Annotated in this window: 24 protein-coding genes and 4 tRNA genes; 8 read left to right on the top strand and 20 right to left on the bottom strand. The window is 71.0% G+C overall.

Annotated features, from left to right (window positions below; all coding sequences use genetic code 11):
* The first annotated feature begins 82 nt into the window (after positions 1-82).
* Both DEJ12_RS06245 and DEJ12_RS06240 read left to right on the top strand, forming a co-directional pair.
* The gene (locus DEJ12_RS06245) at positions 83-1294 is read left to right on the top strand and encodes an ROK family transcriptional regulator (RefSeq protein ID WP_111029392.1); all 1212 of its coding nucleotides are present in this window, start codon (positions 83-85) and stop codon (positions 1292-1294) included.
* A gap of 67 nt (positions 1295-1361) precedes the next feature.
* Positions 1362-2045, top strand: a complete 684-nt coding sequence (locus DEJ12_RS06240) for a YqaJ viral recombinase family protein (RefSeq protein ID WP_111029391.1) — start codon at positions 1362-1364, stop codon at positions 2043-2045.
* Here the strand turns inward: DEJ12_RS06240 and DEJ12_RS06235 are convergent.
* From DEJ12_RS06235 to DEJ12_RS06210, 6 genes are all read right to left on the bottom strand, one after another.
* Positions 2042-2650 (bottom strand): Pr6Pr family membrane protein, encoded by a 609-nt coding sequence (locus DEJ12_RS06235; RefSeq protein ID WP_071406320.1) that lies wholly within the window; start codon positions 2648-2650, stop codon positions 2042-2044. The two genes, DEJ12_RS06240 and DEJ12_RS06235, sit on opposite strands and share 4 nt — an antisense overlap.
* A gap of 85 nt (positions 2651-2735) precedes the next feature.
* The gene (gene rplA, locus DEJ12_RS06230; RefSeq protein ID WP_017888639.1) at positions 2736-3425 is read right to left on the bottom strand and encodes a 50S ribosomal protein L1; all 690 of its coding nucleotides are present in this window, start codon (positions 3423-3425) and stop codon (positions 2736-2738) included.
* A gap of 90 nt (positions 3426-3515) precedes the next feature.
* On the bottom strand, positions 3516-3947 hold the full coding sequence (gene rplK / locus DEJ12_RS06225) for a 50S ribosomal protein L11 (RefSeq protein ID WP_017888638.1): 432 nt from the start codon (positions 3945-3947) through the stop codon (positions 3516-3518).
* A gap of 158 nt (positions 3948-4105) precedes the next feature.
* A complete protein-coding gene (gene nusG, locus DEJ12_RS06220) occupies positions 4106-5155 on the bottom strand; it encodes a transcription termination/antitermination protein NusG (protein WP_111029390.1) in 1050 nt (349 codons plus the stop codon).
* A gap of 134 nt (positions 5156-5289) precedes the next feature.
* Positions 5290-5553, bottom strand: coding sequence for a preprotein translocase subunit SecE (gene secE / locus DEJ12_RS06215; RefSeq protein WP_371830607.1), 264 nt, complete (start codon positions 5551-5553; stop codon positions 5290-5292).
* Positions 5554-5588: 35 nt separating this feature from the next.
* A tRNA-Trp gene (locus DEJ12_RS06210) sits at positions 5589-5661 on the bottom strand.
* Positions 5662-5812: 151 nt separating this feature from the next.
* On the opposite strand from DEJ12_RS06210, the gene DEJ12_RS06205 reads away from it, so the two are divergent.
* Positions 5813-7039 (top strand): pyridoxal phosphate-dependent aminotransferase, encoded by a 1227-nt coding sequence (locus tag DEJ12_RS06205; RefSeq protein ID WP_111029389.1) that lies wholly within the window; start codon positions 5813-5815, stop codon positions 7037-7039.
* 100 nt (positions 7040-7139) lie between these two features.
* Here the strand turns inward: DEJ12_RS06205 and DEJ12_RS06200 are convergent, their stop codons facing one another.
* The 3 genes from DEJ12_RS06200 to DEJ12_RS06190 are packed head-to-tail and all read right to left on the bottom strand — an operon-like array spanning position 7140 to position 9042.
* Positions 7140-8168 (bottom strand): UDP-N-acetylmuramate dehydrogenase, encoded by a 1029-nt coding sequence (locus tag DEJ12_RS06200; RefSeq protein WP_110863399.1) that lies wholly within the window; start codon positions 8166-8168, stop codon positions 7140-7142.
* Positions 8169-8170: 2 nt separating this feature from the next.
* Positions 8171-8596 (bottom strand): MaoC/PaaZ C-terminal domain-containing protein, encoded by a 426-nt coding sequence (locus DEJ12_RS06195; RefSeq protein WP_027466539.1) that lies wholly within the window; start codon positions 8594-8596, stop codon positions 8171-8173.
* The gene (locus tag DEJ12_RS06190; protein WP_084741396.1) at positions 8593-9042 is read right to left on the bottom strand and encodes a MaoC family dehydratase N-terminal domain-containing protein; all 450 of its coding nucleotides are present in this window, start codon (positions 9040-9042) and stop codon (positions 8593-8595) included. The genes DEJ12_RS06195 and DEJ12_RS06190 overlap by 4 nt, the downstream gene beginning before the upstream one ends.
* 131 nt (positions 9043-9173) lie before the next feature.
* Here DEJ12_RS06190 and DEJ12_RS06185 point away from each other — a divergent pair, with 131 nt between their 5' ends.
* Both DEJ12_RS06185 and DEJ12_RS06180 read left to right on the top strand, forming a co-directional pair.
* On the top strand, positions 9174-9572 hold the full coding sequence (locus DEJ12_RS06185) for a hypothetical protein (protein ID WP_071406316.1): 399 nt from the start codon (positions 9174-9176) through the stop codon (positions 9570-9572).
* Positions 9573-9683: 111 nt separating this feature from the next.
* A complete protein-coding gene (locus tag DEJ12_RS06180; RefSeq protein ID WP_111029388.1) occupies positions 9684-11579 on the top strand; it encodes an ABC transporter ATP-binding protein in 1896 nt (631 codons plus the stop codon).
* Between the two features lie 92 nt (positions 11580-11671).
* Here the strand turns inward: DEJ12_RS06180 and DEJ12_RS06175 are convergent.
* The 5 genes from DEJ12_RS06175 to DEJ12_RS06155 all read right to left on the bottom strand — a co-directional run bounded on the left by DEJ12_RS06175 (position 11672) and on the right by DEJ12_RS06155 (position 14222).
* A tRNA-Met gene (locus DEJ12_RS06175) sits at positions 11672-11745 on the bottom strand.
* A 32-nt stretch (positions 11746-11777) separates the two neighbouring features.
* A tRNA-Thr gene (locus tag DEJ12_RS06170) sits at positions 11778-11849 on the bottom strand.
* Between the two features lie 93 nt (positions 11850-11942).
* On the bottom strand, positions 11943-13100 hold the full coding sequence (locus tag DEJ12_RS06165) for a M23 family metallopeptidase (protein WP_111029387.1): 1158 nt from the start codon (positions 13098-13100) through the stop codon (positions 11943-11945).
* A gap of 148 nt (positions 13101-13248) precedes the next feature.
* On the bottom strand, positions 13249-14079 hold the full coding sequence (locus tag DEJ12_RS06160) for an inositol monophosphatase family protein (RefSeq protein WP_111029386.1): 831 nt from the start codon (positions 14077-14079) through the stop codon (positions 13249-13251).
* A gap of 58 nt (positions 14080-14137) precedes the next feature.
* Positions 14138-14222 (bottom strand) — tRNA-Tyr (locus DEJ12_RS06155).
* Between the two features lie 137 nt (positions 14223-14359).
* Here DEJ12_RS06155 and DEJ12_RS06150 point away from each other — a divergent pair.
* Both DEJ12_RS06150 and cls read left to right on the top strand, forming a co-directional pair.
* Positions 14360-14848, top strand: coding sequence for a YajQ family cyclic di-GMP-binding protein (locus tag DEJ12_RS06150; protein ID WP_017888627.1), 489 nt, complete (start codon positions 14360-14362; stop codon positions 14846-14848).
* Positions 14849-14887: 39 nt separating this feature from the next.
* Positions 14888-16348, top strand: a complete 1461-nt coding sequence (gene cls, locus DEJ12_RS06145) for a cardiolipin synthase (RefSeq protein ID WP_111029385.1) — start codon at positions 14888-14890, stop codon at positions 16346-16348.
* Positions 16349-16556: 208 nt separating this feature from the next.
* On the opposite strand, the gene DEJ12_RS06140 is transcribed toward cls, so the two are convergent.
* The 4 genes from DEJ12_RS06140 to DEJ12_RS06125 form a co-directional block, all read right to left on the bottom strand.
* Positions 16557-17672 carry a heparan-alpha-glucosaminide N-acetyltransferase domain-containing protein gene (locus DEJ12_RS06140; RefSeq protein WP_111029384.1) on the bottom strand — a complete coding sequence of 372 codons (1116 nt, stop codon included), beginning with the start codon at positions 17670-17672 and terminating at the stop codon, positions 16557-16559.
* 7 nt (positions 17673-17679) lie between these two features.
* A complete protein-coding gene (locus tag DEJ12_RS06135) occupies positions 17680-19053 on the bottom strand; it encodes an FAD-dependent oxidoreductase (RefSeq protein ID WP_111029383.1) in 1374 nt (457 codons plus the stop codon).
* An 83-nt stretch (positions 19054-19136) separates the two neighbouring features.
* Positions 19137-20213: a polyprenyl synthetase family protein gene (locus tag DEJ12_RS06130; RefSeq protein WP_027466355.1), complete on the bottom strand. Its 1077-nt coding sequence runs from the start codon at positions 20211-20213 to the stop codon at positions 19137-19139.
* Between the two features lie 31 nt (positions 20214-20244).
* On the bottom strand, positions 20245-21036 hold the full coding sequence (locus DEJ12_RS06125) for a demethylmenaquinone methyltransferase (protein ID WP_111029382.1): 792 nt from the start codon (positions 21034-21036) through the stop codon (positions 20245-20247).
* Positions 21037-21122: 86 nt separating this feature from the next.
* Here DEJ12_RS06125 and DEJ12_RS06120 point away from each other — a divergent pair, with 86 nt between their 5' ends.
* A complete protein-coding gene (locus DEJ12_RS06120) occupies positions 21123-22382 on the top strand; it encodes an isochorismate synthase MenF (RefSeq protein WP_111029381.1) in 1260 nt (419 codons plus the stop codon).
* Positions 22383-22484: 102 nt separating this feature from the next.
* Here the strand turns inward: DEJ12_RS06120 and menD are convergent, their stop codons facing one another.
* Entirely contained in the window at positions 22485-24176 is a 1692-nt protein-coding gene (gene menD, locus DEJ12_RS06115; RefSeq protein WP_309147154.1) for a 2-succinyl-5-enolpyruvyl-6-hydroxy-3-cyclohexene-1-carboxylic-acid synthase, read from the bottom strand.
* A 49-nt stretch (positions 24177-24225) separates the two neighbouring features.
* Positions 24226-24585, bottom strand: a complete 360-nt coding sequence (locus DEJ12_RS06110; RefSeq protein WP_071406307.1) for a PLDc N-terminal domain-containing protein — start codon at positions 24583-24585, stop codon at positions 24226-24228.
* Between the last annotated feature and the right edge of the window lie 9 nt (positions 24586-24594).

The raw sequence follows: 24594 nt of genomic DNA, 5'->3' as shown, positions 1-24594 counted from the left end.
TTTGTCGGCGGTCAAGCAGAAGTCCGAGGAATGTCGACGGACTTCATTGCGTGGCGCGAACGATGTGTGCTTCACTCCCCACATGGTCGACTTGAACCGGACGGCAGCGTCGCCTCCGGTCGGGACGAGCGAGCTCTTCCAGATCCTCCGCGACGGCGTGCCGCGCACCAGGGCCGAGCTCGCCGCACTGACAGGACTCGCACGCTCCACCATCGGCGTGCGCCTCGACTCCCTGATCGACATCGGGCTGGTCGGCGCGGTGGACACCGCCGTCTCCACCGGCGGCCGTCCGCCCGCCCAGGTGGCGCTGAAGCCCCGCGCCCGCCTCGTGATCGCCGCCGACCTCGGCGCCTCGCACGGTCGCGTCGCCGTCACCGACCTGGTCGCGGCACCGCTCGCCACCCGCGAGGCCCGGATCGACATCGCCGCCGGTCCGGTACCGACGTTGTCCTGGCTCGTCGAGACGATCGACGACCTGCTCGCCGAGGTCGGGCGCAGCAGGCAGGACGTCATCGCGATCGGCATCGGCGTCCCCGGACCGGTCGAGTTCTCCACGGGCCGCCCGGCCAACCCGCCGATCATGCCCGGTTGGGACGGCTTCGACGTGCCCTCGTGGCTCCGCCAGCACATCGCCGCACACGTGCTCCTCGACAACGACGTCAACATCGCGGCCCTCGGTGAGCGCGAGCACGGCTGGCCGGACGTCGACCACCTGCTGTTCGTGAAGGTCGCCACCGGCATCGGGTCCGGCATCGTCTCCGAGGGCCGGTTGCAGCGCGGCGCCCAGGGCACCGCGGGTGACATCGGCCACGTGCGCGTCTCCCGCGCCGGCGACATCCCCTGCCACTGCGGCAACACCGGCTGCCTGGAGGCCGTGGCCTCCGGTCCGGCGATCGCCCGCGCCCTCCGCGCGAAGGGGCACGACGTGCACACGGGTGCGGACGTGATCGACCTGGTGAACCGGTCCGACCTCGACGCGATCTACGCCGTGCGACAGGCCGGTCGGGACATCGGCGAGGTCCTGGCGACCTGCATCTCGCTCATCAACCCGTCCGTCATCGCACTCGGCGGATCGATCACGCAGGCCGGTGAGCACCTGCTCGCCGGCGTCCGCGAGGTCGTCTACTCCCGCTCGATGCCCCTGGCCAGTGAGCACCTCGTCATCGTGCAGTCCCGCGCGGGGTCCCTCGCCGCACTGCAGGGCGCCGCGGCCCTCGCCATCGGCTACGCCCTCTCCCCCGCCGGGGTCGACGAGCTGGTCGCCTTCGCCGAGGGCCGCGAACTCGTCTCCTGACGCACACCCGCGGTCGCGTGAGCGCGTCGGTTTCGGTCTTGCCGGTGGTCGGGGGGACAATCGTCGGGTGACGATCGTGCAGCCCACCCTGTGGGGCGACCTGGACCCCGGTCTGGAGGCCCTTCCCGGGTCGTCCGCGCCGGTCCCGGCTGCGCGTGATGCGTTCACCGCCCTGCGTGGCCACACCGAGCGCATCGTCGCGCACTCCTCGGACCGCGTCGCCTGGCTCCGCGCCCGCGCCATGGGCATCACCGCCACCGACGTCGCCCGGCTCGCCTCACTGCACGCCGTCGAGGCCGTCGTCACCGAGAAGCGCTACGGATCCCGGTTCTCCGGCAATGCGTTCACCGAGCACGGCAAGGACCGCGAACCGGTCATCGCCGCCTGGGTGGCCGCCACCCACGGCATCCAGCCCTCGGCGCACCTGTTCCACGCCGCCGCGAACCGCGCCCACCTCGCCACCCCGGACGGCGTCGGGGTCGACGAGTCGTCCCGCGTGGTGCTCGCCGAGATCAAGACCACCGGCAAGGCCTGGCGGAGCATCCCCCGGCACTACCTCCGGCAGATCTGGTGGCAGCAGTACGTGCTCGGTGCCGACCGCACCCTGTTCGTCTGGGAACGCCACGACGGGTTCGTGCCGGTCGCCGACGAACCCGAGTGCCGCTGGGTCGACCGCGACGACGACCAGATCCGCGGGCTGGTGCAGCTCGCCGACCTGGTGCTCGACAAGCTCCGCGGTTTCCGCTCCTAGACCTTCACCAGCCGCAGCCGGCTCATCCCGACGACGAGGATGCCGAGCAGGGTGATCGAGACCGCGATCCCGACCACGTAGATCGCGACGACGCCGTAGCCCTGCGCCGGATCGAGGAACGGGTACGGCACCCACCCGTCGGTCGCACCGCGGACGAGCACCACGGTGGTCCAGACCGCCGGGTAGAGCAGGAACCACCACACGTGGCGGAGCAGCAGCCGTGCGCGGTCCGAGAACAGCAGCCAGTCGAGCACCGCGTACACCGGGATGATCTTGTGCACGATGTCGTTCGACCACGGCACCGAGGCCGACACGTTCGCGCCCGTGAGCAGCGTGTTGTAGACGATGCCCGTCGTCGCGATGTACACCGTCGCGGCGCCACGGAGCACCGAGACGGCGAGGTCCGCCCGCTTGCGACGAGCCGCGGCGACGAGCGTCACCGCGAGGGCCACGGCGATGATCAGGTTCGACTGGATGGTGAAGTAGCCGAAGAAGTTCCAGAACGAGTAGGTCGGGGTCTGCGAGCTCTCGAGCCACTGCGCCACGACCGCTACGACGATGGCGATGACGGCGATCAGTCGGAGCGAGTTCACGAGGGTGCGCACGGCTCCACGCTATCGGGACACGCGCCCCACATGCGGAAAGGACCCGCACCGTTGCCGGTGCGGGTCCTTCCACGAGTCAGTGGACTCAGATGCTGTTGACGTCCAGCGGGATGCCGGGACCGAAGGTCGTCGAGACGGCGCCCTTCATGACGTAACGGCCCTTCGACGACGACGGCTTGAGGCGGTTGATCTCCTCGAGCGCGGTCGAGATGTTCTCGTCGAGCTGCTCCGGCGTGAACGAGGCCTTGCCGACGACGAAGTGCACGTTGGCGTGCTTGTCGACGCGGAACTCGATCTTGCCGCCCTTGATGTCGTTGACGGCCTGCGCCACGTTCGGGGTCACGGTGCCGGTCTTCGGGTTCGGCATGAGGCCACGCGGGCCGAGCACCTTACCGAGACGACCGACCTTGCCCATGAGCTCCGGGGTCGAGACGGCGGAGTCGAACGAGGTGTAGCCCTCGGCGACCTTCGCGATGAGCTCGTCGCCACCGACCTCGTCGGCACCGGCGGCGATGGCAGCCTCAGCAGCCGCACCCGTCGCGAAGACGATGACGCGGGCGGTCTTGCCCGTGCCGTGCGGCAGGATGACCGTGCCGCGGACCATCTGGTCGGCCTTGCGGGGGTCCACGCCGAGCTTCAGCGCGACCTCGACCGTGGAGTCGGTCTTCGAGGAACCGGTCTCCTTGGCCAGGGCGACGGCCTCGGTCGGGGTGTAGAACTTGTCGGCCTCGATCTTCGCGGCCGCGGCCTGGTAGGCCTTGGACTTCTTCGCCATGGTGGTCTCCTTGCGAGATACGTGGTTGGCGAGCCGGCGAGGCTCTCCCACGGAAAGGTGTCTGGTGGTGGGCCGGAGCCCGATCGGTGCTTAGGCCTCGACCGTGATGCCCATCGAGCGTGCGGTGCCGGCGATGATCTTCGCGGCCTGCTCGATGTCGTTGGCGTTCAGGTCGGCCTGCTTGGTCTCGGCGATCTGACGGACCTGGTCCATCGAGATCTTCGCGACCTTGACCGTGTGCGGGGTCGAGGACCCCTTCTGCACACCAGCAGCCTTCTTGATGAGCTCAGCGGCCGGCGGGGTCTTCAGGACGAACGTGAACGAACGGTCCTCGTAGACGGTGATCTCGACCGGCACGACGTTGCCACGCTGCGACTCGGTCGCCGCGTTGTACGCCTTGCAGAACTCCATGATGTTGACGCCGTGCTGACCGAGCGCCGGACCGATCGGGGGGGCCGGGTTGGCGGCTCCCGCGTTGATCTGCAGCTTGATCAGGCCCGTGACCTTCTTCTTCGGTGCCATGACTTGTCTTCCTCCTGGAATCGAACACACGGGGATCCGTGCACTCTCCCGCTGGTCCGGCCGTTCCGGACAGCGGTGAAGGCCCGCTCGCACGAGGCGCGCGGGCCCAAACCCGTTCAGTGTAGTCGATCTCGGTGATCGCTACAGCTGGGTGGTCGCTAGAGCTTGGTGACCTGGTCGAAGCTGAGCTCGACCGGGGTCTCGCGCTCGAACAGCGAGACGAGGACGGTTAGCTTGCCGCTCTCCGGCTTGATCTCGGAGATCGAACCCGGCAGGCCCGCGAACGAGCCTTCCTTGATGGTGATCGTCTCGCCGATCTCGAAGTCGACCTCGGCTGCGGGCTGTGCCTGCAGGCCGCTGCCCTTCGCGCCACCCTTGGTCGGGGCAGCCTCGGCGACCTGGACCAGGGACTTGAGCATGCCGAACGCCTCGTCGAAACGGAGCGGCGTCGGGTTGTGCGCGTTGCCGACGAAGCCGGTGACGCCCGGGGTGTGCCGGACGACGGACCACGAGTCCTCGTTGAGGTCCATGCGGACGAGCACGTACGAGGGGATCCGGACGCGGGTGACCAGCTTGCGCTGCCCGTTCTTGATCTCGACGACGTCCTCCATCGGGACCTCGACCTGGTAGATGTAGTCCTCCATCGACATCGAGACCATGCGGTTCTCGATGTTCGACTTCACGCGGCGCTCGAAGCCCGCGTAGGAGTGGATGACGTACCACTTGCCCGGCTTCATCCGCAGCTCGGCCTTGAAGGCCTCGTACGGGTCGACCTCGGCGGGCTCGTCGTCCTCGTCCTCGGCGTCGAGTGCCTCGTCCGCTGCGAGCGTCTCGTTCGCCTCTGCGGCGGTCTCGGACTCGAGTTCGACTTCTTCCTCGTCCTCGACTGCCTCGACGGCGGCCTCGGCCTCGTCGGTGGAGTCGATCTCGAGGGCGTCGTCCACGATGGCGTCAGCCTCGGGGTCGCGGGCTTCCTGCAGGGCCGTCAGTGCTTCGTCGAGGCCGGCGTCGACGGTGCCGTCGTCGGGCTCGGAGCTGAGGCCGAGGGACTCGTCGTCGTCGCCCTCGATCGAGATCGCACGCTCTTCAGCGGACTCGACGGAGCGTCCTTCGCCGGTCTCGACGTCGCCTTCCTGGTTCTCCTCGACCTCGGAGGACTGCTCGGCAGCCGTCGCGAGGTCGATGTCATCGCGGGAGTTGTCAGACACAGTCGATTCTTTCCGTTCGGTGGTTCGGGTCGGGGTGGCGTTCGTTCATGGTCACGAGCGACGCCGTCACGATCGACGCCGTCTCGGGCGACCGTACTCCTCGGAACGACCGCACACGGCAGTCGACGTCGGGGTCAGGCCGTGGGCCCGTTGCCGAAGACGTACCCGACGCCGAGACCGAACACGAAGTCGAGGATCGACACCAGGATCATCATGACGACGACGAACACGAGCACGACGCCCGTGTAGCTGAAGAGTTCCTTGCGGGTCGGCGTCACGACCTTGCGCAGTTCGCCGATCACCTGGCGGATGAAGAGCACGATGGCAGCGATGGGCCCGCGGCGCTCGGCCCGGTCCTGCTTCGCCTTGGCGACGACGTCGTCCGCCGTCGTCTCCATGTCTTTGCTCGCCAACTTCTACCCTTCCAGAGTTGCAGGGCGGACAGGACTCGAACCTGCAACCTGCGGTTTTGGAGACCGCTGCTCTACCAATTGAGCCACCGCCCTTCGGACACGGTTCGTCACCGATCCGCGTTCCGGTGGACGAGTCTACGGGAGTCCGTCACACGGTGTCCACTTGGCCCCTTCCACGGCGTGCCGCGCCGGTAGGCTGAGCCCCGTGAGCACCGCAGCCCCAGGCCCCGAGTCCACCGCCCACGTGTCCGTCGACACCCTCGCCACCGCGCCGGCCGATCGTCCGCGCATCGCGTCCCGCATCACGGCCATCGCCGAGTCCGCGACGCTTAAGGTCGACGCGAAGGCCAAGGCACTCAAGGCCGCCGGTCGTCCGGTGATCTCGTTCGCCGCCGGCGAGCCCGACTTCGCGACCCCGCAGCACGTGGTCGACGCGGCCGTCGCTGCCGCGCAGGACCCGAAGAACCACCGCTACACGCCCGCGACCGGCCTGCCCGAACTCAAGCAGGCCATCGCCGACAAGACCGCCCGGGTGTCCGGCGTCACCGTCGAGCCGTCGCAGGTCATCGTCACGAACGGTGGCAAGCAGGCGGTCTACCAGGCGTTCCAGACCATCGTCGACGCCGGTGACGAGGTCCTGCTGCCCGCGCCGTACTGGACCACCTACCCCGAGGCCATCCGGTTGGCCGGCGGCGAGCCCGTCGAGGTCTTCGCCGGCAGCGACCAGGACTACCTGGTGACGGTCGAGCAGCTCGAGGCCGCCCGCACCCCGGCGACCAAGGCGCTGCTGTTCTGCTCGCCGTCGAACCCCACGGGCGCCGTCTACTCCGCCGAGCAGACCCGGGCCATCGGCGAGTGGGCGCTCGAGCACGGCATCTGGGTGATCAGCGACGAGATCTACCAGGACCTGGTCTACGACGGGGTCCGTTTCGCCGGCATCCTGGCCGAGGTCCCTGCCCTCGCCGACACCACGATCCTGGTGAACGGCGTCGCGAAGACCTACGCGATGACCGGCTGGCGCGTCGGGTGGTTCATCGGCCCGGCCGACGCCGTCAAGGCCGCGTCGAACCTGCAGTCGCACCTGTCGTCGAACGTCTCGAACGTGTCGCAGCGCGCCGCGATCGCCGCCCTCACCGGTCCGCAGGAGCCCGTCGCCGCCATGCGCGAGGCCTTCGACCGCCGACGGAAGGCCATCGTCGACGGCCTCAACGCGATCCCGGGCTTCCGCACGCCGACCCCGCAGGGCGCCTTCTACGTCTACCCGGACGTCACCGCACTGCTCGGTCGCGAGTGGGCCGGCACCACCCCGACGACCACGCTCGAGCTGGCAGACCTGATCCTCGAGCACGCCGAGGTCGCGGTCGTGCCGGGTGAGGCCTTCGGCCCCTCCGGCTACCTGCGCCTGTCGTACGCCCTGGGCGACGACGACATCGCCGAGGGCGTCGCGCGGCTGGCGGCGTTCTTCGCGTAGACCTCGGGGGTACAGAACGGGCCACCTCGTCGAGGTGGCCCGTTCTGCGTGCCGGGAGGCCCGTGGTGCGTCGTGCTCGTCTGTCCCGTCGCGCGGACGATCAGCCGAGCAGGTCCCCCACCACGACGGGTTCCGGGACGAGCGAGACACCGAAGCGGTTCAGGACGGTCACCTGCACGAACCGTGCGAGCTCGGCCACCTGCGCGGCCGTCGCCCCGCCGCGGTTCGTGAGCGCGAGGGTGTGCTTGGACGAGATCGCCGCGCGGGACCCCGGCACCGCGTACCCGCGGTGCACGCCGGCGTGCTCGATGAGCCACGCGGCACTGAGCTTGACGTCGTCGCCCGCGGGCCAGCGGGGCGCATCCGTCGGCAGGGTCTCGGCGAACGCCGGCGAGACGATCGGGTTGGTGAAGAACGACCCGGCGCTCCAGGTGTCGTGGTCGTCCCCGTCGAGCACCATGCCCTTCGAGCCGCGCAGCCGCAGGACCTCGTCGCGGACGGTCGTGGGCGGCACGAGCGCACCGAGCTCGACCCCGAGCGAACCGGCGAGCTGCGCGTACCGCACGGGCACGCCGTGCTCGCCCGCGAGCCCGAGTCGGAACTCGACCGTCAGCACGACACCGCGCCGACCGTGCTTGAGGGTCGACGTGCGGTAGCCGAGCGCCAGCTCGGCTGCCGGGAGCCACGCGCGCTCCCCCGTGGCTGCATCGAGGAACTCGACGCGGGTGAGCACGTCGGCGAGTTCGACCCCGTAGGCGCCGATGTTCTGCACCGGGGACGCACCGACGGTGCCCGGGATGCCGCTGAGGGCCTCCAGGCCGGTCCAGCCGTTCGCGACGGTCGTGGCGACGAACGGGTCCCACGGTTCTCCCGCGGCGACGCGGACGGTGACGCCGTCGGCGTCGCGGTCGGCGTCGACGCCCGTCGTCCGGACCAGCACGACGGTGCCGTCGAAGCCCTGGTCGGCGACCAGCAGGTTGCTGCCGCCGCCGAGGACGAGCCACTCGTGGTCGTCGAAGGCGTCGAGCGCGTGGGCGACGAGCTCGTCGGTCGTCTCGGCCGTGAGCAGCCGGGTGGCGGCCCCGCCGACGCGGAGCGTCGTCAGGTCGGCCAGCACCGGCTCGGACACGGTCAGCGGAACACCACCGTGACCTGCGCCTTGCCGAGCACGGTCTGCCCGGCGGCGGTCACGGTGAGGTCGATGCGCTTCGGACGGCCGTCCTCGTCGACGGTGCCGACCTTCGCGACGATGCCGACGGTGGCACCCTGCTCCGGGTCGACGACGACGGGGCGCGTGAAGCGGACGCCGTAGCCCGCGACCCAGCCGCTGTCGCCGAGCCACTCGGCGACCGGCTGCACGGCGATGCCCATCGTGAGCATGCCGTGGGCGAGCACACCGGGCAGGCCGACCGAGGCGGCGACGTCGTCGCGGTAGTGGATCGGGTTGAAGTCGCCCGAGGCGCCGGCGTACCGGACGAGCGAGTCGCGCGTGATGTGCACGTCGCGCTCGGCGACGACGGTGCCGACCTCGAGCGCGGTGGCGGGTGCGGCGGTCATGCGTCGTCTCCTCGGACCACGAGGGTGGAGGTCGCCGTGACGACGTGCTCCCCCTCGGCGTCGTTCATGGTGCTCTGGGCGGTGACCATCGCGTTGCCGCCGAGGGTCTTCACGCTGGTGACCGTCAGGGTGGCGGTGAGCTCGTCACCGGCGACGATCGGCCGGTCGTAGGTGAAGGACTGCTCGCCGTGGACGACGCGGGAGAAGTCGATGCCGGCGTCGGGCTCGTTCAGGAGCTGCGCGAGCGTGGCCTCCTGCACGACGACGGCGAACGTCGGGGGTGCGACCACGTCGTCGTACCCGGCGGCACGTGCGGCGTCCGGATCGTGGTGGACGGGGTTGGTCGCGAAGACCGCACGCGAGAACTCGCGCACCTTCTCGCGGCCGACCAGGTAGGGCTGGGCCGGCGGGAACGTCCTGCCGACGAGCTCGGGGTTCACTGACACCACGGCAGTCTACCGAGGCCCGTCCGGAGGCCGGTGATCGATGAGGACGCTTCAGCTAGACTGTCTGAGACCGATTCGGGGGAATCGGGACGTGCCGTGCGGCACGGGTTCGTTCGGGACGGGGAGGGCCGATGGACACCACGACGGAGTTCGCCGTGCACACAGGAGACCGGTGCACCGCCATGGAGGTCGCGGCCGCCGCGCTGCGCCGCACGGGCCACCACGTCGAGTCGACGGGTGGCACGATGACCGCGACGGCGGGCAGCCGGACGCTCACGATCCTGCTCGGCGCGCTCGTCCAGCCGGCCCGGGAGTACCGCCGGTACGAGCTGTCGACCGTCGTGGACGGTGCCACCACCACGATCACCCTGCGCCGGGCCGGGCACGGCACGGCCGTGTCGGGCGGCAGCATCGGAGCGAACCGGCGACGGGCCGCCTGGCAGCAGGTCACCGCCGCGGTCGAGGACGCGTTCCGTGCGGCCGGGGTGCTCGCGACGCGGACGGACACCGGCTCCCACCGCACGCAGTAGGCCGCCGGACGGCCTCCGGCGGGTGGCCGCGCGGCGCACCGCCACGGGAGCGGTCACCGGGGACCCGGCCAGCCATCTAGGTTGGGCCCGGGGCCCCGGAAAGGAACCGCCATGAGCATGGAGAGCGCAGCCTGGAGCTCGCTGTACAAGATCTCGTCCGCGCAGGGCGGCAAGCACGGGTTCTCCCGCGCGTCCGTCCGGCGGATCCTGACGTTCGCGGTGCCGTACCGGGCGAAGCTGCTGGTCTTCATCGGCCTGTCCGTCGTCGGCGCCTTCCTCGCGGTCGCGACGCCGGTCCTCGCCGGGCAGGTGGTCGACGTCATCGTCGCCCGGGGTGAGGTCGCGACGATCGTCCGGTTGGCCGTGGTCATCGCCCTGGTGGCCGTGGCCGACGCCGCCGTGTCGCTGACGACGCGGTGGTACTCGGCGCGGATCGGCGAGGGCGTGATCCTGGACCTCCGGACGGCCGTCTTCGACCACGTGCAGAAGATGCCCATCGCGTTCTTCACCCGCACCCGGACGGGTGCGCTCGTGAGCCGCCTCAACAACGACGTGATCGGCGCCCAGCAGGCCTTCAGCGGCACGCTGTCCGGCGTGGTCACGAACCTGGTGGCGCTGGTCCTCACCCTGATCGTCATGCTCAGCACCTCGTGGCTCGTGACGGTGCTCGCCGTCGTCATGCTCCCGGTCTTCCTGGTGCCCGCACGCCGGATGGGCAGCCGTCTCGCCGCCCTGCGCCGCGAGGCCGCCGACCACAACTCCGCGATGAGCACCCAGATGACCGAGCGCTTCTCGGCTCCCGGCGCCACCCTCGTCAAGCTGTTCGGCCGGCCCGACGAGGAAGCCGAGGAGTTCCGCGTGCGCGCCGCCCGGGTCCGTGACATCGGTGTCCGGACCGCGATGCTGCAGTTCGTCTTCTTCACCGCGCTGATGCTCGTCTCCGCGCTCGCCCTCGCGCTCGTCTACGGGCTCGGCGGCTTCCTCGCGCTCGCCGGCCGCCTGGACACCGGCGAGGTCGTCACCCTGGCGCTCCTGCTCACCCGGCTCTACGCACCGCTGACGAGCCTGGCGAACGCCCGGGTCGAGATCATGAGCGCCGTGGTCAGCTTCGAGCGCGTCTTCGAGGTGCTCGACCTCGAACCGCTCATCCAGGAGCAGCCCGACGCGGTCACCATCGCTGACGGCCCCGTCTCCGTCGAGTTCGACGACGTCCGGTTCGCCTACCCGTCCGCCGACAAGGTGTCCCTCGCCTCGCTCGAGGAGGTCGCGACGCTCGACACCCGCGGCGGCGAGGAGGTGCTGCACGGTCTATCGTTCCGGATCGAACCGGGGCAGACCGTCGCCCTGGTCGGGTCGTCCGGAGCAGGCAAGTCCACGGTCGCACAGCTGCTCTCGCGCCTGTACGACGTCGACAGCGGCGCCGTGCGCCTGGCCGGGACGGACGTCCGCGACGTCACCTTCGCCTCGATGCGGCACACCCTCGGCATGGTGACGCAGGACGGCCACCTGTTCCACGAGACCATCCGCTCCAACCTGCGGTTCGCCCGGCCCGAGGCGTCCGACGACGAGGTGTGGGACGCGGTCCGCCGCGCACGGCTCGAGCCGCTGATCCGGTCGCTCCCCGACCAGCTGGACACGATGGTGGGTGAACGCGGCTACCGGCTGTCCGGGGGCGAGCGCCAGCGGATGACGATCGCCCGGCTCCTGCTCGCCCAGCCGCGCGTCGTCATCCTCGACGAGGCGACGGCGGCGCTCGACTCGACCTCCGAGGCAGCGGTGCAGGCAGCACTCGGCGAGGCGCTCGAGGGACGGACGGCGATGGTGATCGCGCACCGGCTCTCCACGATCCGCAGCGCGGACGTGATCCTGGTCGTCGAGGACGGCTCGATCGTGGAGCGGGGCACGCACGACGAACTGCTGGCCGCGGGTGGCCGGTACGAGGAGCTGCACCGCACCCAGTTCGCCGCGCAGGAGAACGTCGCGGCCGACGTGCCGGCGACAGACTGAACGCGCGGCGGGTGGGCCCAGCGGTCGAAATGGGGCCGGCAACAGAGAAGGCCCCCTGACCCAGGGGATCCTGGACGAGAGGGCCTTGCGTGTAGCGAGGGCGGGACTTGAACCCGCGACCCCACGATTATGAGTCGTGTGCTCTAACCAACTGAGCTACCCCGCCAGAGATCCGGAGCGGCACGCGCACCGGGTCGGAGCCCCGAGTCAGGATTGAACTGACGACCCCCTCCTTACCATGGAGGTGCTCTACCACTGAGCTATCGGGGCGATGTGCCGCGAACGGCACCACACGAGGATAGCAGACCTCCGACGCTGCTCCGGAACCGGGCGAGACGCCCGGGCGTGCCGCGTCGTGGGCCGCTAGTTCGCGTTGGTCTTGAGCCACGCCAGCGGGTCCACCGGGACCCCGTCGACGTGCACCTCGAGGTGCAGGTGCGGGCCCGTGGAGTTGCCCGTGCTGCCGACGAGGCCGAGGACGTCGCCGACCTCGACGTGCTGGCCCGTGACCACCTTGAAGGAGTTGTCCTCCATGTGGCCGTAGACGCTGACGAACTGCTTGCCGTCGACGTCGTGCTCGACCCAGACGTCGTTGCCGAAGCCGCCGTCGTTCGCCTGCACCTTGATGACGGTCCCGGCGGCGATGACGCCGATCGGGGTGCCCTCGCCCGGGGCGAAGTCGACGCCCATGTGGTTCGTCGAGCAGAACGAGCACCCGGCGACCTGGCGTCCGCCGAAGCCCGAGGTGATCGGGACACCGGTCAGGAACGGCCACTGGATCGTGCCGGTCGGGTCGTTCGTGAAGCTGGAGGAGTCGACGTTCGCGTACTGTGTGGCGTCCGAGACCGTGAACTGGTCACGGGCGGTCGACCCGTCAGCAGCGGCACCGACCTGCATCGACTGGGTGGCACCCGAGCTGGCACGGGCCGCGGTCGAGCCGGACTCGGGCACCCAGAGCGCCTGGGCCGGCAGCGAGGTCGACACGACCAGGCCGGCCGCGAAGAGCAGGGCGCCGACCGCGGTCACACGGGAGGCCGACCGGCGGAACGACGCACCACGCTTCGGGGCCGGTGCGCTGGCGGGGGTGCTCGACCGGATGTGGCGGGTCGCGCGGTCGACCGGGGCCTTCGGCGCCGGACGGCTGGTGCGACGACGCGACGCGGGGATCTGCCCGGCGACCCGACGCGGCTGCGACACCGAAGGAGCGGGAGCAGCAGGCTGCGCGGGCACGACGGGCGGGGTGGGGGCCGGCGGCGTCACGATGCGGGAGGCCGGACGCACGGGCGACGCCGGTGCGAGGTCGATCGGCGACACGGGGGCCGCGGGGGTTCCCGGCGTGACCGCACCGATCACGTCGTCGAAGCTCGGACCCGTCGAGTCATGCGCCTCCTGCACCACGACCGCGCCCTTCGCCGCGGCTCGCTCTGCCTCGATCCGAGCGCGTCGGGTCTGGTGGACGACCGGGGTGGCGGCGTCGACGGAACCGTCGGTGGGAGCGGACGACAGAGGAGTACGGGGCATGCGTGCGGTGGCGATCCTGATCAGAGAAGGGCTCACTCGTTGGTAACGAGCAGGTAACGGGACCTGAGCACGCTAGCAGGAGACGTCGCAGGTCGCCAGTCGTGGTCATGCCCTCCCGGCACCTCCGGACCTGGGGATCGGCGCGTCCTCAGGCCCGCACGGCTCCGAGTGCACCGGCCTCGAGCCCACGCACCAGGGCCTCGAGCTCGTCGGCGACGGCGGGGCTCGCGAACAGGAAGGAGCGGGTCCCGCCGGCCTCCCAGATGCGGATCACCGCGCCGGCCTCCTGCGCGACGAGGGCCCCGCCCGCCATGTCCCACGGGTTGATCCCGCGCTCGTAGTACGCGTCCACCAGGCCCGCCCCGACGGCGCAGCAGTCGAGCGACGCCGCTCCCCCGCGGCGGATGTCCCGCACCTCGCCGATGAGTCCGGCGAGCACCGCGACCTGCTCGCGGCGACGGTCGGCCGTGTACCCGAACCCGGTGGCCACGAGCGTCTCGGCGAGCGAACCGGGCGTGGCGACGGACAACGGTTCCCCGTCACGGGTCGCACCCTGCCCGGCCGCCGCCCGGAAGACGGTGCCCGTCGCCGGCGCCACGACGACGCCCGCGATCGGCTCCCAGGTCATCGGGTCGGGTGCTCCGCGCACGACGCCGATGCTCACGCCGTAGTCGGCGCTGCCGTACAGGTAGTTGACCGTGCCGTCGATCGGGTCCACCACCCACGTGATGCCCGAGGCGCCGGAGGCCGACCCGGACTCCTCGCCGTGGAAGGCGTCGTCCGGTCGGGCCTCGGCGATGCGGGCGCGGATGCGTGCCTCGACCTCACGGTCGGCGGCCGTGACCACGTCGACGATGCTCGACTTCCGGTCCGCGACCTCGACCCCCTCGGCGCGGCGCCGTGCGGCCAGCGCCGCTGCGTCACGGGCGATCGACTCGGCGAGGTCGGCGAACTGGGACGGGGTGAGGTCGGATGCCATGCACCCATCCTCCCGGAAACACCATCGGCCCCGTCCGCAGTGGACGGGGCCGATCAGATGGTGGCAAGTGAGGGATTCGAACCCCCGAAGGCTACGCCGGCTGATTTACAGTCAGATCCCTTTGGCCGCTTGGGTAACTTGCCATGCGCACCCAGCCGGTGTGATCACCAACCGAAGGCGCGCACAAAAGCATAGCGGATGGCTGACGGTGGTCGTGACCACCGCGAGCCGAGCCGCGCGACCGGAACCGGGCCTCCCGTCCGCCGTTAGGCTGTTCCGCATGGCAGACAGTTCCTTCGACGTGGTCAGCAAGGTCGACAAGATGGAGGCGGAGAACGCCCTCAACCAGGCGGCCAAGGAGATCGAGCAGCGGTACGACTTCAAGGGCGCCGACGCCTCGGTCGCGTTCAGCGGCGAGGACGTCCTCATCAAGGCGAACTCGGAAGAGCGCGCCAAAGCCGTCCTCGACGTGCTGCAGAGCAAGGCGATCAAGCGGAACATCAGCCTGAAGAGCCTCGACGCCGGCGACCCGTACCCCTCGGGCAAGGAGTACCGCATCGAGGTGAAGTTCAAGAACGGCATCGAGCAGGACGTGGCGAAGAAGATCGGCGCCTTCCTGCGCGCCAACGCCCCGAAGACGGTGAAGAGCCAGATCCAGGGCGACGAGCTCCGCGTCTCGTCGAAGAGCCGTGACGACCTGCAGAACACGATCCAGCTCCTCAAGGGTGAAGAGTTCGACGTCCCGTTGCAGTTCATCAACTTCCGCTGACCAGCGGCCCCTGCGAACGACACCCGACACCGGCACCCCGTGGAGCACTGGCTCAGCGTCGTCATCACCGTCCTGCTCGTCCTGCTGGACCTGGCGATCCGCGTCTTCTCGATCATCTACGTCCCGATCAACCGGAAGCCGCAGACAGCGACGGCGTGGCTGCTCGCGATCTTCCTCATCCCCTACATCGGCTTCATCGTCTTCCTGGTCATCGGGTCGACGAAGCTCCCCCGCGCCCGTCGCGAGAAGCAGACCGAGATCAACGCGTACATCCTCGAGCAGACCGAGGGCATCGAGCGGGTCCGCCGTGACCACCCGTGGCCCGCGTGGCTCGAGAGCGTCACGCGGCTGAACCGCGAACTCGGTGCGATGCCGTTGGTCGGTGGCAACTCCGCGGAGCTCTACCCCGACTCCGAGGAGTCCATCGCCGAGATGACCCGGGCGATCGACCAGTCCCGCCGGTTCGTGCACGTCGAGTTCTACATCGCGACGCTCGACGACACCACACGCCCGTTCTTCGAGGCGCTCGCGCGGGCGCAGGCACGGGGCGTCACCGTGCGGTTCCTGCTCGACCACTGGGCGAGCCGCGGCTACCCGGGCTACAAGGACACCCTGGCGTTCATGGACCAGGCGGGCATCGAGTGGCACCTGATGCTGCCCCTCCTGCCGCTGCAGGGCAAGTTCCAGCGCCCCGACCTCCGCAACCACCGGAAGATCATGGTGATCGACGGCTCGGTCGCGTTCACCGGCTCGCAGAACCTGATCGACGCGTCGTACGACATCAAGTCCCACATCGAGAAGGGCATGGTCTACAAGGACCTGTTCGCCCGGTTCGAGGGACCGGTCGTCGCCGGGCTCAACGCCCTGTTCGTCACCGACTGGTACAGCGAGACCGACGAGCTGCTGCTGCGCGAGAGCGACCCCGTCCAGCGGGCCGACCGCGGCGATGCGCTCGACTGCCAGGTGGTGCCGTCCGGCCCGGGCTTCGACGGCGAGAACAACCTGCGCCTGTTCAACGCGCTGCTCTACTCGGCGCAGCAGAAGGTCTCGATCACGTCGCCGTACTTCGTGCCGGACGACTCGATGCTCTACGCCATCACCACGACGGCGCAGCGCGGGGTCGACGTCGAGCTGTTCGTCGGCGAGATGGGCGACCACGCCATGACCTGGCACGCGCAGCGCTCCTACTACGAGGAACTCCTGCGGGCCGGCGTGCGGATCTGGCTGTACCGGGAGCCGACGATCCTGCACGCCAAGCACTTCACGATCGACGACGAGGTGTCGGTGATCGGGTCGAGCAACATGGACATGCGCTCGTTCAGCCTGAACCTCGAGGTCTCCGTGATGGTGCGCGGTCACCGCTTCGTCGACGCCCTGCGCGAGGTGCAGGACTCCTACAAGGAGCACAGCTTCGAGCTCACGCTCGACGCGTGGGTCGACCGTCCGCGACGTTCCAAGGTCCTCGACAACGTCGCGCGGCTCACGGCGGCGCTGCAGTAGCCGTCGCTGTCGCAGCGTCGCAGCGTCGCACCGTGCGTCGTCCTCCACCCGGTGCGACCTTGGCCGCACCGTGCGTCGCGACAGCGGGGCACCCGGCGAGCAAGCCCGCGGTGAACGGACAACCCTGCACCGTGCGGTGAGCGTTCCGCGGCTCACGGCGGCGCTGCAGTAGCCGCCTGGAGGCCCGGTGCGGGTCCGCCAGGTGCGCTCAGCGCATCGGGACGAGGGACGCCACGGCCCCGACCACCCGCTCGAGCGGTCCGCGGCCGAGGAACCGCCGCCACAGCATCGCGAAGACCACCGAGCCGAGGGCGAACCAGCCCCAGGCCTCGGCCGACTCGGGGTAGGTCGGCAGCATCGCGATGACCAGGAGGTGCCCCGAGTACACCGTCAGCGGCATCGACCCCACGGCCGCCAGGGGGAACGCGATCCGCTCGGCGACGCGCCCGCGGCCGTCGAACACGAGCAGGCAGAGGGCGATCACTGCGACCGCCACCCCGGCTGTCCCCACCACGTCGACGACCGACGACGAGTGGTCGCGCGGGGACAGGAACAGCTGTGCGAGGGCCTGGCCGGGGGTCGACGCGTCTCCCGCGGACGGGACCCCGGGGAACGCCAGGGCCGCATCGTCGGGCAGCGGGGCGAGGACGGACCCGGCGACGTACGCGGTGGCGGCGACCAGTGCGCCGGACGCCAGGAGCAGGACCTGCCGACCACGGTCCTCCAGGCCGACCCGGGCGACCGCGAGCCCCACCAGGACGTACGCCAGGAAGGTGACCACGGGGTAGACCAGGCCGAGCTGGACGCCGATCATGCCGGCGTCCGCGTAGGCCGGCGCGATCGTCAGCGCGGCGAGCGGCGACAGCACCGCGCAGAGCGCGGCGATGCCGAGCAGCGCCGCCGGTCGGACGCGGAGCACCGGGACCACCAGCAGGAACAGCACGCCGTAGGTCGGCAGGATCACGTACACGGGGGTGTCGAGCGCCATCAGGGCGAACCCGATGACGACGACCACGACGGCGCGGATCGCGAGCCGTGCACGGATGCGGCCGATGGTGGGCGGGCCGGGTGGGTCCGTGCGGCCGCTCGTCAGACCGATCGAGACGCCGGCGAGGACCGCGAACAGCGTGGACGGGCGCCCGTGGGCGACGGCGGTCCAGGTGGCCGGGTCGGTCCAGTCGAGCTGCTCCGCGATGCCGCCGATGTGTGCGGCCATCATGCCGAGCAGCGCGACCGCACGGGCCACGTCGACGCCCTGCAGCCGCATCCCCGACGCGGACGCGCCCCGCACCGCTGTGAACGGGACGGGGCGCGTGTCGGTCATGGTGTCGTCAGCTCGTCGGGGTGTCGACGCGTCCGAGCGAGACCTCGATCATCTCGTCGCGCGGCACCACCTTGATGCGCTCGCGCCCGTCGACCGCACCGAGCGCCTGCTCGTGGGTGTCGAGGTGGTGCCAGCCCTCGAGGTCGGTGTACTCGACGCCGCGCTCGCGGAGCAGGGCCGGGATGGCCTCGTCGGAGAGGTCCTCCGGGGTCCACCAGCTCGCCTGGTCGTTGACGATGTGCTGCACGGTCTCCATCGCGTCGGACTTCGTGTGTCCGATGAGCCCGACCGGTCCGCGCTTGATCCAGCCGGTGGCGTACACCCCGGGGATCTGCTGGTTGTCGTCGTCGAGGACCTGGCCCTCGTGGTTCGGGATGACGCCGTGCCGCTCGTCGAACGGCACACCGGGCAGCGGGGAACCGAAGTACCCGACCGCGCGGTAGGCGGCCTGGATCGGGATCTCGCGGATCTCGCCGGTGCCCTCGACGCCGCCCTCGCCGTTCGGCCGGGTGCGCTCGTAGCGGATGGCGGTCAGCTTGCCCTGCTCGTCGCCGACGAACTCGATCGGCTTCGCGTAGAAGTGCAGGTGGAGCCGGCGGCTCGCCTGGCCGACCTCGCGCGTGCGCCACTGCTCGAGGACACGGTTGATCACCATGACCTGCTTGTTCGTCGCGATCGCGGTCTTCGACGCCTCGTCGTGGTCGAAGTCCTCGTCGTAGACCACCATGTCGACGTCACGGACCTCGCCGAGCTCGCGGAGCTCGAGCGGCGTGAACTTCACCTGCGCCGGACCACGGCGGCCGAAGACGTGCACGTCCGTGACGGGCGATGCCTTCAGGCCCTCGTAGACGTTCGCGGGGATCTCGGTCGGCAGCAGGTCGTCGGCGTGCTTCGCCAGGATGCGGGAGACGTCGAGGGCGACGTTGCCGACGCCGATGACCGCGACGCTCTCGGCGTTCAGCGGCCAGGTGCGCGGGACGTCGGGGTGGCCGTCGAACCAGCTCACGAACTCGGCGGCGCCGTACGAGCCATCGAGGTCGACACCGGGGATGTCGAGGTCGGCGTCCTTGATCGCGCCGGTCGAGAACACCACCGCGTTGTAGTGCTTCTTGAGGTCCTCGAGGGTGATGTCCTCGCCGTAGCGGACGTTGCCGAACAGCCGGACGACCCCGCGGTCGAGGACGTCACGCAGGGCGTTGATGATGCCCTTGATGCGCGGGTGGTCGGGTGCGACGCCGTACCGGACCAGACCGTAGGGCGCGGGGAGCTGCTCGAACAGGTCGATCGACACGTCGTAGCCGTGGGCCTCGCGCAGCAGGATGTCCGCGGCGTAGATGCCGGCCGGGCCGGCGCCGACGATGGCGAGTCGGAGGGTGGGCACTGATCGTCTCCAGTTCGTTCGGGTGGGGGTTCCCGGGGGGCCTCCCGACCGGGCCGCAGTGCGTGCGCCGTCGGGAGGGGTGTTCAGCGGCTTCGGTCGACGACGGAGTCCGCGAAGCGGGTGAGTGCCCGTTTCACGGTGCCGTCGGGGAGCGGGGCGAGGGCGGCGACGGCTTCGCGGGCCCAGGCGACGGCGACGGCTCGGGTCGCCGCGGTGGCCTCGTGCTCGCGGAGTGCGGCGACGGCTGACTGGTACGGCGCGGAGTCGACCACGTCGTCCGGCGCACCGTTGACGTCGCGCTCGATGCGCTCGACCAGGTGCTGCGCGGACGGATCGGTCGCGGCCATCCGGCGCAGCTGCAGGACCGGCAGGGTGTCGACGCCGGCACGCAGGTCGTTGCCGGCGATCTTGCCCGTCTTGTCCGTCGCGGGGGCGAGGTCGATGACGTCGTCGACGAGCTGGAAGGCGACGCCGACCTTCTCGCCGAAGGTACCGACGGCGTCGAGGTAGGCACGGTCGGCACCGGAGAACATCACGCCGGCACGTGCCGCGGTGGCGATGAGCGAACCGGTCTTGTCGCTGAGTACCTGGATGTAGTGCTCGAGCGGGTCGTCGTCCGGCTGCGGCCCCGTGGTCTCGTGCAGCTGCCCCATGCAGAGGCGCTGGAAGGTCTCGGCCTGCATCCGGATGCCCTCGGTGCCGAGGTCGGCCGTGATGAGGCTGGCGCGGGCGAAGAGCAGGTCACCGGTCAGGATCGCCACGTTGTTGCCGTAGGTGATCTGCGCGGCGGGGACCCCGCGGCGCACGGGCGCTTCGTCCATGACGTCGTCGTGGTACAGCGACGCCAGGTGCGTGGTCTCGATGCTCACCGCGGCCTTGACCACGGCGTCGGTCACGCCGTCACCGAGCTGGGCGATGAGGAGCGTCAGGGTCGGACGGATGCGCTTGCCACCGGCGGACAGCAGGTACCGGCTGGTGGTGTCGGCCAGGGTGTCGGTGGAGCGCATGGCGTCCTCGAGCCCCTGCTCGACGAGTTCGAGCCCGTCGTCGACCGCGGAGATGAAGCGTCGGTCGGCGGGCGTGGCGAACAACCGCTCGCCGATGCCCAGCGATGCGCGCAGGCTCGGCGCGCGACGTGCGACCGGGACGCTCGGATTCAAGTGCTGCTCCGTCTTCGGGGGTGGTGACCGGTCAGTCGGCGGCCGGGTCGACGCGCGGCTGCTCGCCGGTGTTCTGGTGGTCACGGCGGGCCTTCGCACGCCGTGCCGCGGACTCGCGCACCGTGTCGGCGACGGGCTTGCGGCCACGGTGCAGTGCGACGATACCGGCCGTCAGGTTGCGGTAGGCGACCACCGAGAAGCCGACACCGCGGAGCCACTGGGTGAGCACCTGCTGGTCGGGCCACGCATCGATCGACTCGGCGAGGTAACGGTAGGCGGCCGGGTTGCTGCTCGAGAGCCGCGCGATGCCCGGGAGCACGCGCTTCAGGTAGGTGCCGTAGCCGAGGCGCAGCAGGGCGCGGGGCGGCGTCGAGAACTCACAGATGACGACGCGGCCACCGGGCTTCAGGACGCGCAGCATCTCGGCGAGCGCCTGCTTCGGGTCGTTCACGTTGCGCAGCCCGAACGAGATCGTGACGGCGTCGAACGTGTCGTCGTCGAAGGGCAGCTGCTCGGCATCGCCCTCGACGAAGGTGATCTCGGGGTGGCGTTCGCGGCCGACGGCGATCATGCCGGCGGACAGGTCGAGCGCGGTGACCTCGGCGCCCTTCTTGGCGAAGGCCGCTGCACTGGTCCCGGTGCCCGCGGCGATGTCGAGGACCTTCTCGCCGGGCTGCGGGTCGACCGCGCGGACCGTCGCGACACGCCACAGCGGGGCGTTGCCCGCCGACAGGATGTCGTTCGTGAGGTCGTACTTGGCCGCGACGTCGTCGAACATCGCCGCCACCTCGTCCGGGCGCTTGTTCAGGTCCGCTCTGCTCACACGATCAATCCTAGAGGTCCCGACCGAGCGTTCACCGGACTCGCAGCCACCCGGGCGGTGCGGGATCGGCGCGTAGCATCGGAGCCGTGACCCGAACCACCACGGCGGCGCCCCCGCTGACGGTCTCGACCCGGATCCTCGACGACCCGGGCGCCGTCCTCCGCCACACGCTCCGCGACCGTCCCCTCGCCTTCGTCCGGAACGGCGACGGCATCGTCGGCATCGGTGAGGCGCTCCGGTTCACGTTCACCGGCCCGAACCGGATGCGGGACGCCGCGGCCCTCTGGCGCAGCATCGTCGAGACCGCCGTCGTCGACGACCCGGTGCAGCTGCGCGGTTCGGGGCTCGTCGCGTTCGGGTCGTTCGCCTTCGCCGACGACTCCGCCGACGAGAGCGTGCTCATCGTGCCCCGGGTGGTCCTCGGTCGGCGGCGCGGCAAGGCCTGGCTGACCGCGATCGACACCACGCTCGGCGCGGAGCCCCTGGCCTTCACCCGGACGTCGGTCCCGGTCCCCCACGTCGGCCCGCACGTCTCCGTGGCGCTGCGTCCCGGGCACATCGACGAGGACACCTACGCCGCCGACGTGACCGAGGCGGTCCGGCGCATCGTGGCCGGGGACGCCCGCAAGGTGGTGCTCGCCCGCGATCTCGTCGGCACGCTGCCGCCGGGAGCCGATCGACGGGCGGTCCTGCTCGACCTCGCGTCGGCCTACCCGCAGTGCGTGACCTTCGCGGTGGACGGGCTGATCGGCGCCACCCCGGAGACCCTCGCCCGCACCGACGGCACACGGTTGACCGCACGGGTGCTCGCCGGCAGCGCCGCCCGGGGCACCGACGAGGTGTCCGACCGGGCCGCCGCCGAGGCCCTGGCCAGCAGTGCCAAGGACGTCGAGGAGCACACCTTCGCGATCGACAGCCTGCTCGCGGCCCTCGCCCCGCTCGCGACGGACCTGCGCGCCGACGCCGAACCGTTCCGGCTGCAGCTGCCGAACCTGTGGCACCTGGCGACCGACGTGCAGGCCACGCTGCCGCCCGACACCACGTCGCTGGACGTCGCCGACGCCCTGCACCCGACGGCCGCGGTCGCCGGGACCCCGACGGACGTGGCCGTGCGGCTCGTCGCCGAGCTCGAGGGCGTCGACCGCGGCCGCTACGCCGGGCCGGTCGGGTGGATGAGCGCGACGGGCGACGGCGAGTGGATGCTCGCGCTCCGCAGCGCCCGGATCGACGACGACGGCACCGTCCGGGCATGGGCGGGGGCCGGGATCGTGGCCGGTTCGGAGCCGGCGCGCGAGGTCGCCGAGACGGCCCTGAAGTTCCGGCCGATCGCCGACGCGCTGGCCTGAGGCAGGCGCGCGATCCAAGCGGTCGCGCGATCCGCGCGGTCGCGGGACCCACGCGGTCGCGCGACCCTCGCGGTCGCGCGGTCGCCGACAGCCGCTGGGTGGTCAGTCGGCCAGCGGGACCTCGATCACGACCCGCTCGGCTGGGTCGGTGAGCACCCGCTCCAGGTCACCCCACGTCGCCGCCCGGCGGTACTCCCACCCGAGGCCCGTGACGACCCGTTCGACGTCGACGTGCTGCGGGGTCGACATCATCCGCCGCATGTCGGCTTCGGGCGTGGTCTTCGCCACCTCGAGCCCGCGGAAGATCGCGCCGCCGTGGTCGTTGCCGACGACGACCTGCACCCGGTGGGTGCGTTCCTCGGTGCCGGTGACGAACGCCCCGAGGTCGTGCAGCAGGGTCAGGTCGCCGAGGAGCACGCGTGTGGTGCCCACGGAGGCCGAGGACTGCTCGAGCGCCGCGGCGATGCCGAGTGCGGTCGAGACGGTGCCGTCGATGCCGGCGAGGCCGCGGTTCGCGTGCACCCGGATCTTCTTGCCGAGCACCCGGGCATCGGCTTCACGGATGAGCTGCGACGCCCCGAGGACCAGCCGGTCGTGCGGCCAGGTCACCCCCCAGACGGCCTCGGCGAGCATGGCCCGGTCGACGGGTCGGCGACGGAGCGCGACCTCGTCACGCAGGAACTTGTTCCGCTCGGCGCGGTCGGCGGAGCGCTTGGCGTCGAGGTCGGGGCCGGCGTCGCCGTCCCCCAGGATCCGGCGGCTGGCGCCGACCCAGCGGCCGACCCACGCACGGTGCTCCGGCCGGGTGCGGCCCGTCACGCGGACGTCGGAGACGAAGGTGGTCACGGCGTCCGGTCGGGAGGCACGGGCCGGGTCGAAGGGGTCGGCCGCCGGTCCGCGGACGACGATCGTCTCGACCCCGTCGCGCTGCAGGAGCGCGGGGACCTCTCTGCTGAGGGTCGGGTGGCCGAGCACGACGGCGCGGCGGACGGCGCCACCGTGGTCGGCGTCGCGCAGGAGTTCGCGGTAGGCCACGACCAGGTTGCGGCCGAAGCGCGCGCCGCTCGAGACCTCGGCGAGGAGCGGCGCCCCGAGTTCCCAGGCGATCCGCTCGGCGTCCTCGCCGGCATCGTGCCCGGCGATGACGACGGTGCCCGGTTCGTCGTCCGGGGTGAGTTCGGCGACCGGCAGACCCGTGTGCGCCCGGCGGGTCGCGAACGCCAGGTCGACCTCGTCCTCGGGCACGGGGCTGACGTGCTCCGGGGCGAGTCCGGCCGACAGCGGCTCGCGGAACGCGACGTTGAGCTGCGCGGGACCGGGCTGTCCGGTGTGCCCGGCTGCGGCGGCGACGGCCTGTCGGGCGAGGGTGCGCAGGGTGTCGCGGACCGAGGCGTCGACGCCGTGCGCCGACGGGGCCTCGACGTCGCGGACGAAGGCGACGGCCTGGCCGAAGATCCCCGGCTGGACGGTGGTCTGGTTGCTGCCGATGCCGCGCAGTTCGTCGGGGCGGTCGGCACTCAGCACGATCATCGGCACACCCGAGTGGTGCGCCTCGAGCACGGCGGGGTGCAGGTTCGCCACCGCGGTGCCCGACGTCGTCACCACCGCTGCGGGTCGGTGCGTCTCGACCGCGAGCCCGAGTGCGAAGAACCCGGCGGTCCGTTCGTCCAACCGCACGTGCACGGTCAACCCGCCGGCGCGCTCGAGGGCGACCGCCGCGAGGGCGAGGGCCTGGGAACGCGAACCGGGGCTCACCACGACGTCGGTGACGCCGGCACGCACGAGTTCCTGCAGGAGGGCGAGCGCGGTGTCCGTCGCCGGGTTGCCCGAACCCGCGGGGCTGTCAGCGATCGGTGCGGCCGTCGTCGTCGCGCTCGTGGAACTGGTCTTCGAGGTCTCGGAGGGTCGCGTCGTCCTGGTCCTTGTCCGTGAGGGTGGTGCCCGGCTCCGGCGTGGTGCCGAGGAAGTCCGGGTCGTCTTCGGGTCCACGGTAGCGGGCCGACGCACCGGGGTCGGCCGCCGGGGTGCGGCCCAGCAGGAACCAGAGCACGCCACCGAGGACGGGCAGGATGATGACGAGCAGCAGCCACACACCGCGACGCAGGGAACGGACGCGCTGACGGGGCATCGTGCCACAGTCGATGGCCGCGTACACCGTGAAGGCGACGGCGGCCACGGCGACGATCAACCACAAGCGGACCATGCGGTGAAG

Origin of the sequence: Curtobacterium sp. MCLR17_059, from assembly GCF_003234665.1 — a bacterium.
Taxonomy (GTDB): domain Bacteria; phylum Actinomycetota; class Actinomycetes; order Actinomycetales; family Microbacteriaceae; genus Curtobacterium; species Curtobacterium flaccumfaciens.
The sequence above is the reverse complement of the archived record's forward strand: the minus strand, read 5'-3'. Positions and strand labels throughout refer to the sequence as shown.

What these genes read in the sequence shown, in the direction of transcription:
- DEJ12_RS06245 (WP_111029392.1), top strand. Translation starts at nt 83, where the DNA reads ATGGTCGACTTGAACCGGACGGCAGCGTCGCCTCCGGTCGGGACGAGC.
- rplA (WP_017888639.1), bottom strand. Translation starts at nt 3,425, where the DNA reads ATGGCGAAGAAGTCCAAGGCCTACCAGGCCGCGGCCGCGAAGATCGAG.
- rplK (WP_017888638.1), bottom strand. Translation starts at nt 3,947, where the DNA reads ATGGCACCGAAGAAGAAGGTCACGGGCCTGATCAAGCTGCAGATCAAC.
- secE (WP_371830607.1), bottom strand. Translation starts at nt 5,553, where the DNA reads ATGGAGACGACGGCGGACGACGTCGTCGCCAAGGCGAAGCAGGACCGG.
- DEJ12_RS06195 (WP_027466539.1), bottom strand. Translation starts at nt 8,596, where the DNA reads ATGACCGCCGCACCCGCCACCGCGCTCGAGGTCGGCACCGTCGTCGCC.
- DEJ12_RS06185 (WP_071406316.1), top strand. Translation starts at nt 9,174, where the DNA reads ATGGACACCACGACGGAGTTCGCCGTGCACACAGGAGACCGGTGCACC.
- DEJ12_RS06180 (WP_111029388.1), top strand. Translation starts at nt 9,684, where the DNA reads ATGAGCATGGAGAGCGCAGCCTGGAGCTCGCTGTACAAGATCTCGTCC.
- DEJ12_RS06165 (WP_111029387.1), bottom strand. Translation starts at nt 13,100, where the DNA reads ATGCCCCGTACTCCTCTGTCGTCCGCTCCCACCGACGGTTCCGTCGAC.
- DEJ12_RS06160 (WP_111029386.1), bottom strand. Translation starts at nt 14,079, where the DNA reads ATGGCATCCGACCTCACCCCGTCCCAGTTCGCCGACCTCGCCGAGTCG.
- DEJ12_RS06150 (WP_017888627.1), top strand. Translation starts at nt 14,360, where the DNA reads ATGGCAGACAGTTCCTTCGACGTGGTCAGCAAGGTCGACAAGATGGAG.
- DEJ12_RS06140 (WP_111029384.1), bottom strand. Translation starts at nt 17,672, where the DNA reads ATGACCGACACGCGCCCCGTCCCGTTCACAGCGGTGCGGGGCGCGTCC.
- DEJ12_RS06110 (WP_071406307.1), bottom strand. Translation starts at nt 24,585, where the DNA reads ATGGTCCGCTTGTGGTTGATCGTCGCCGTGGCCGCCGTCGCCTTCACG.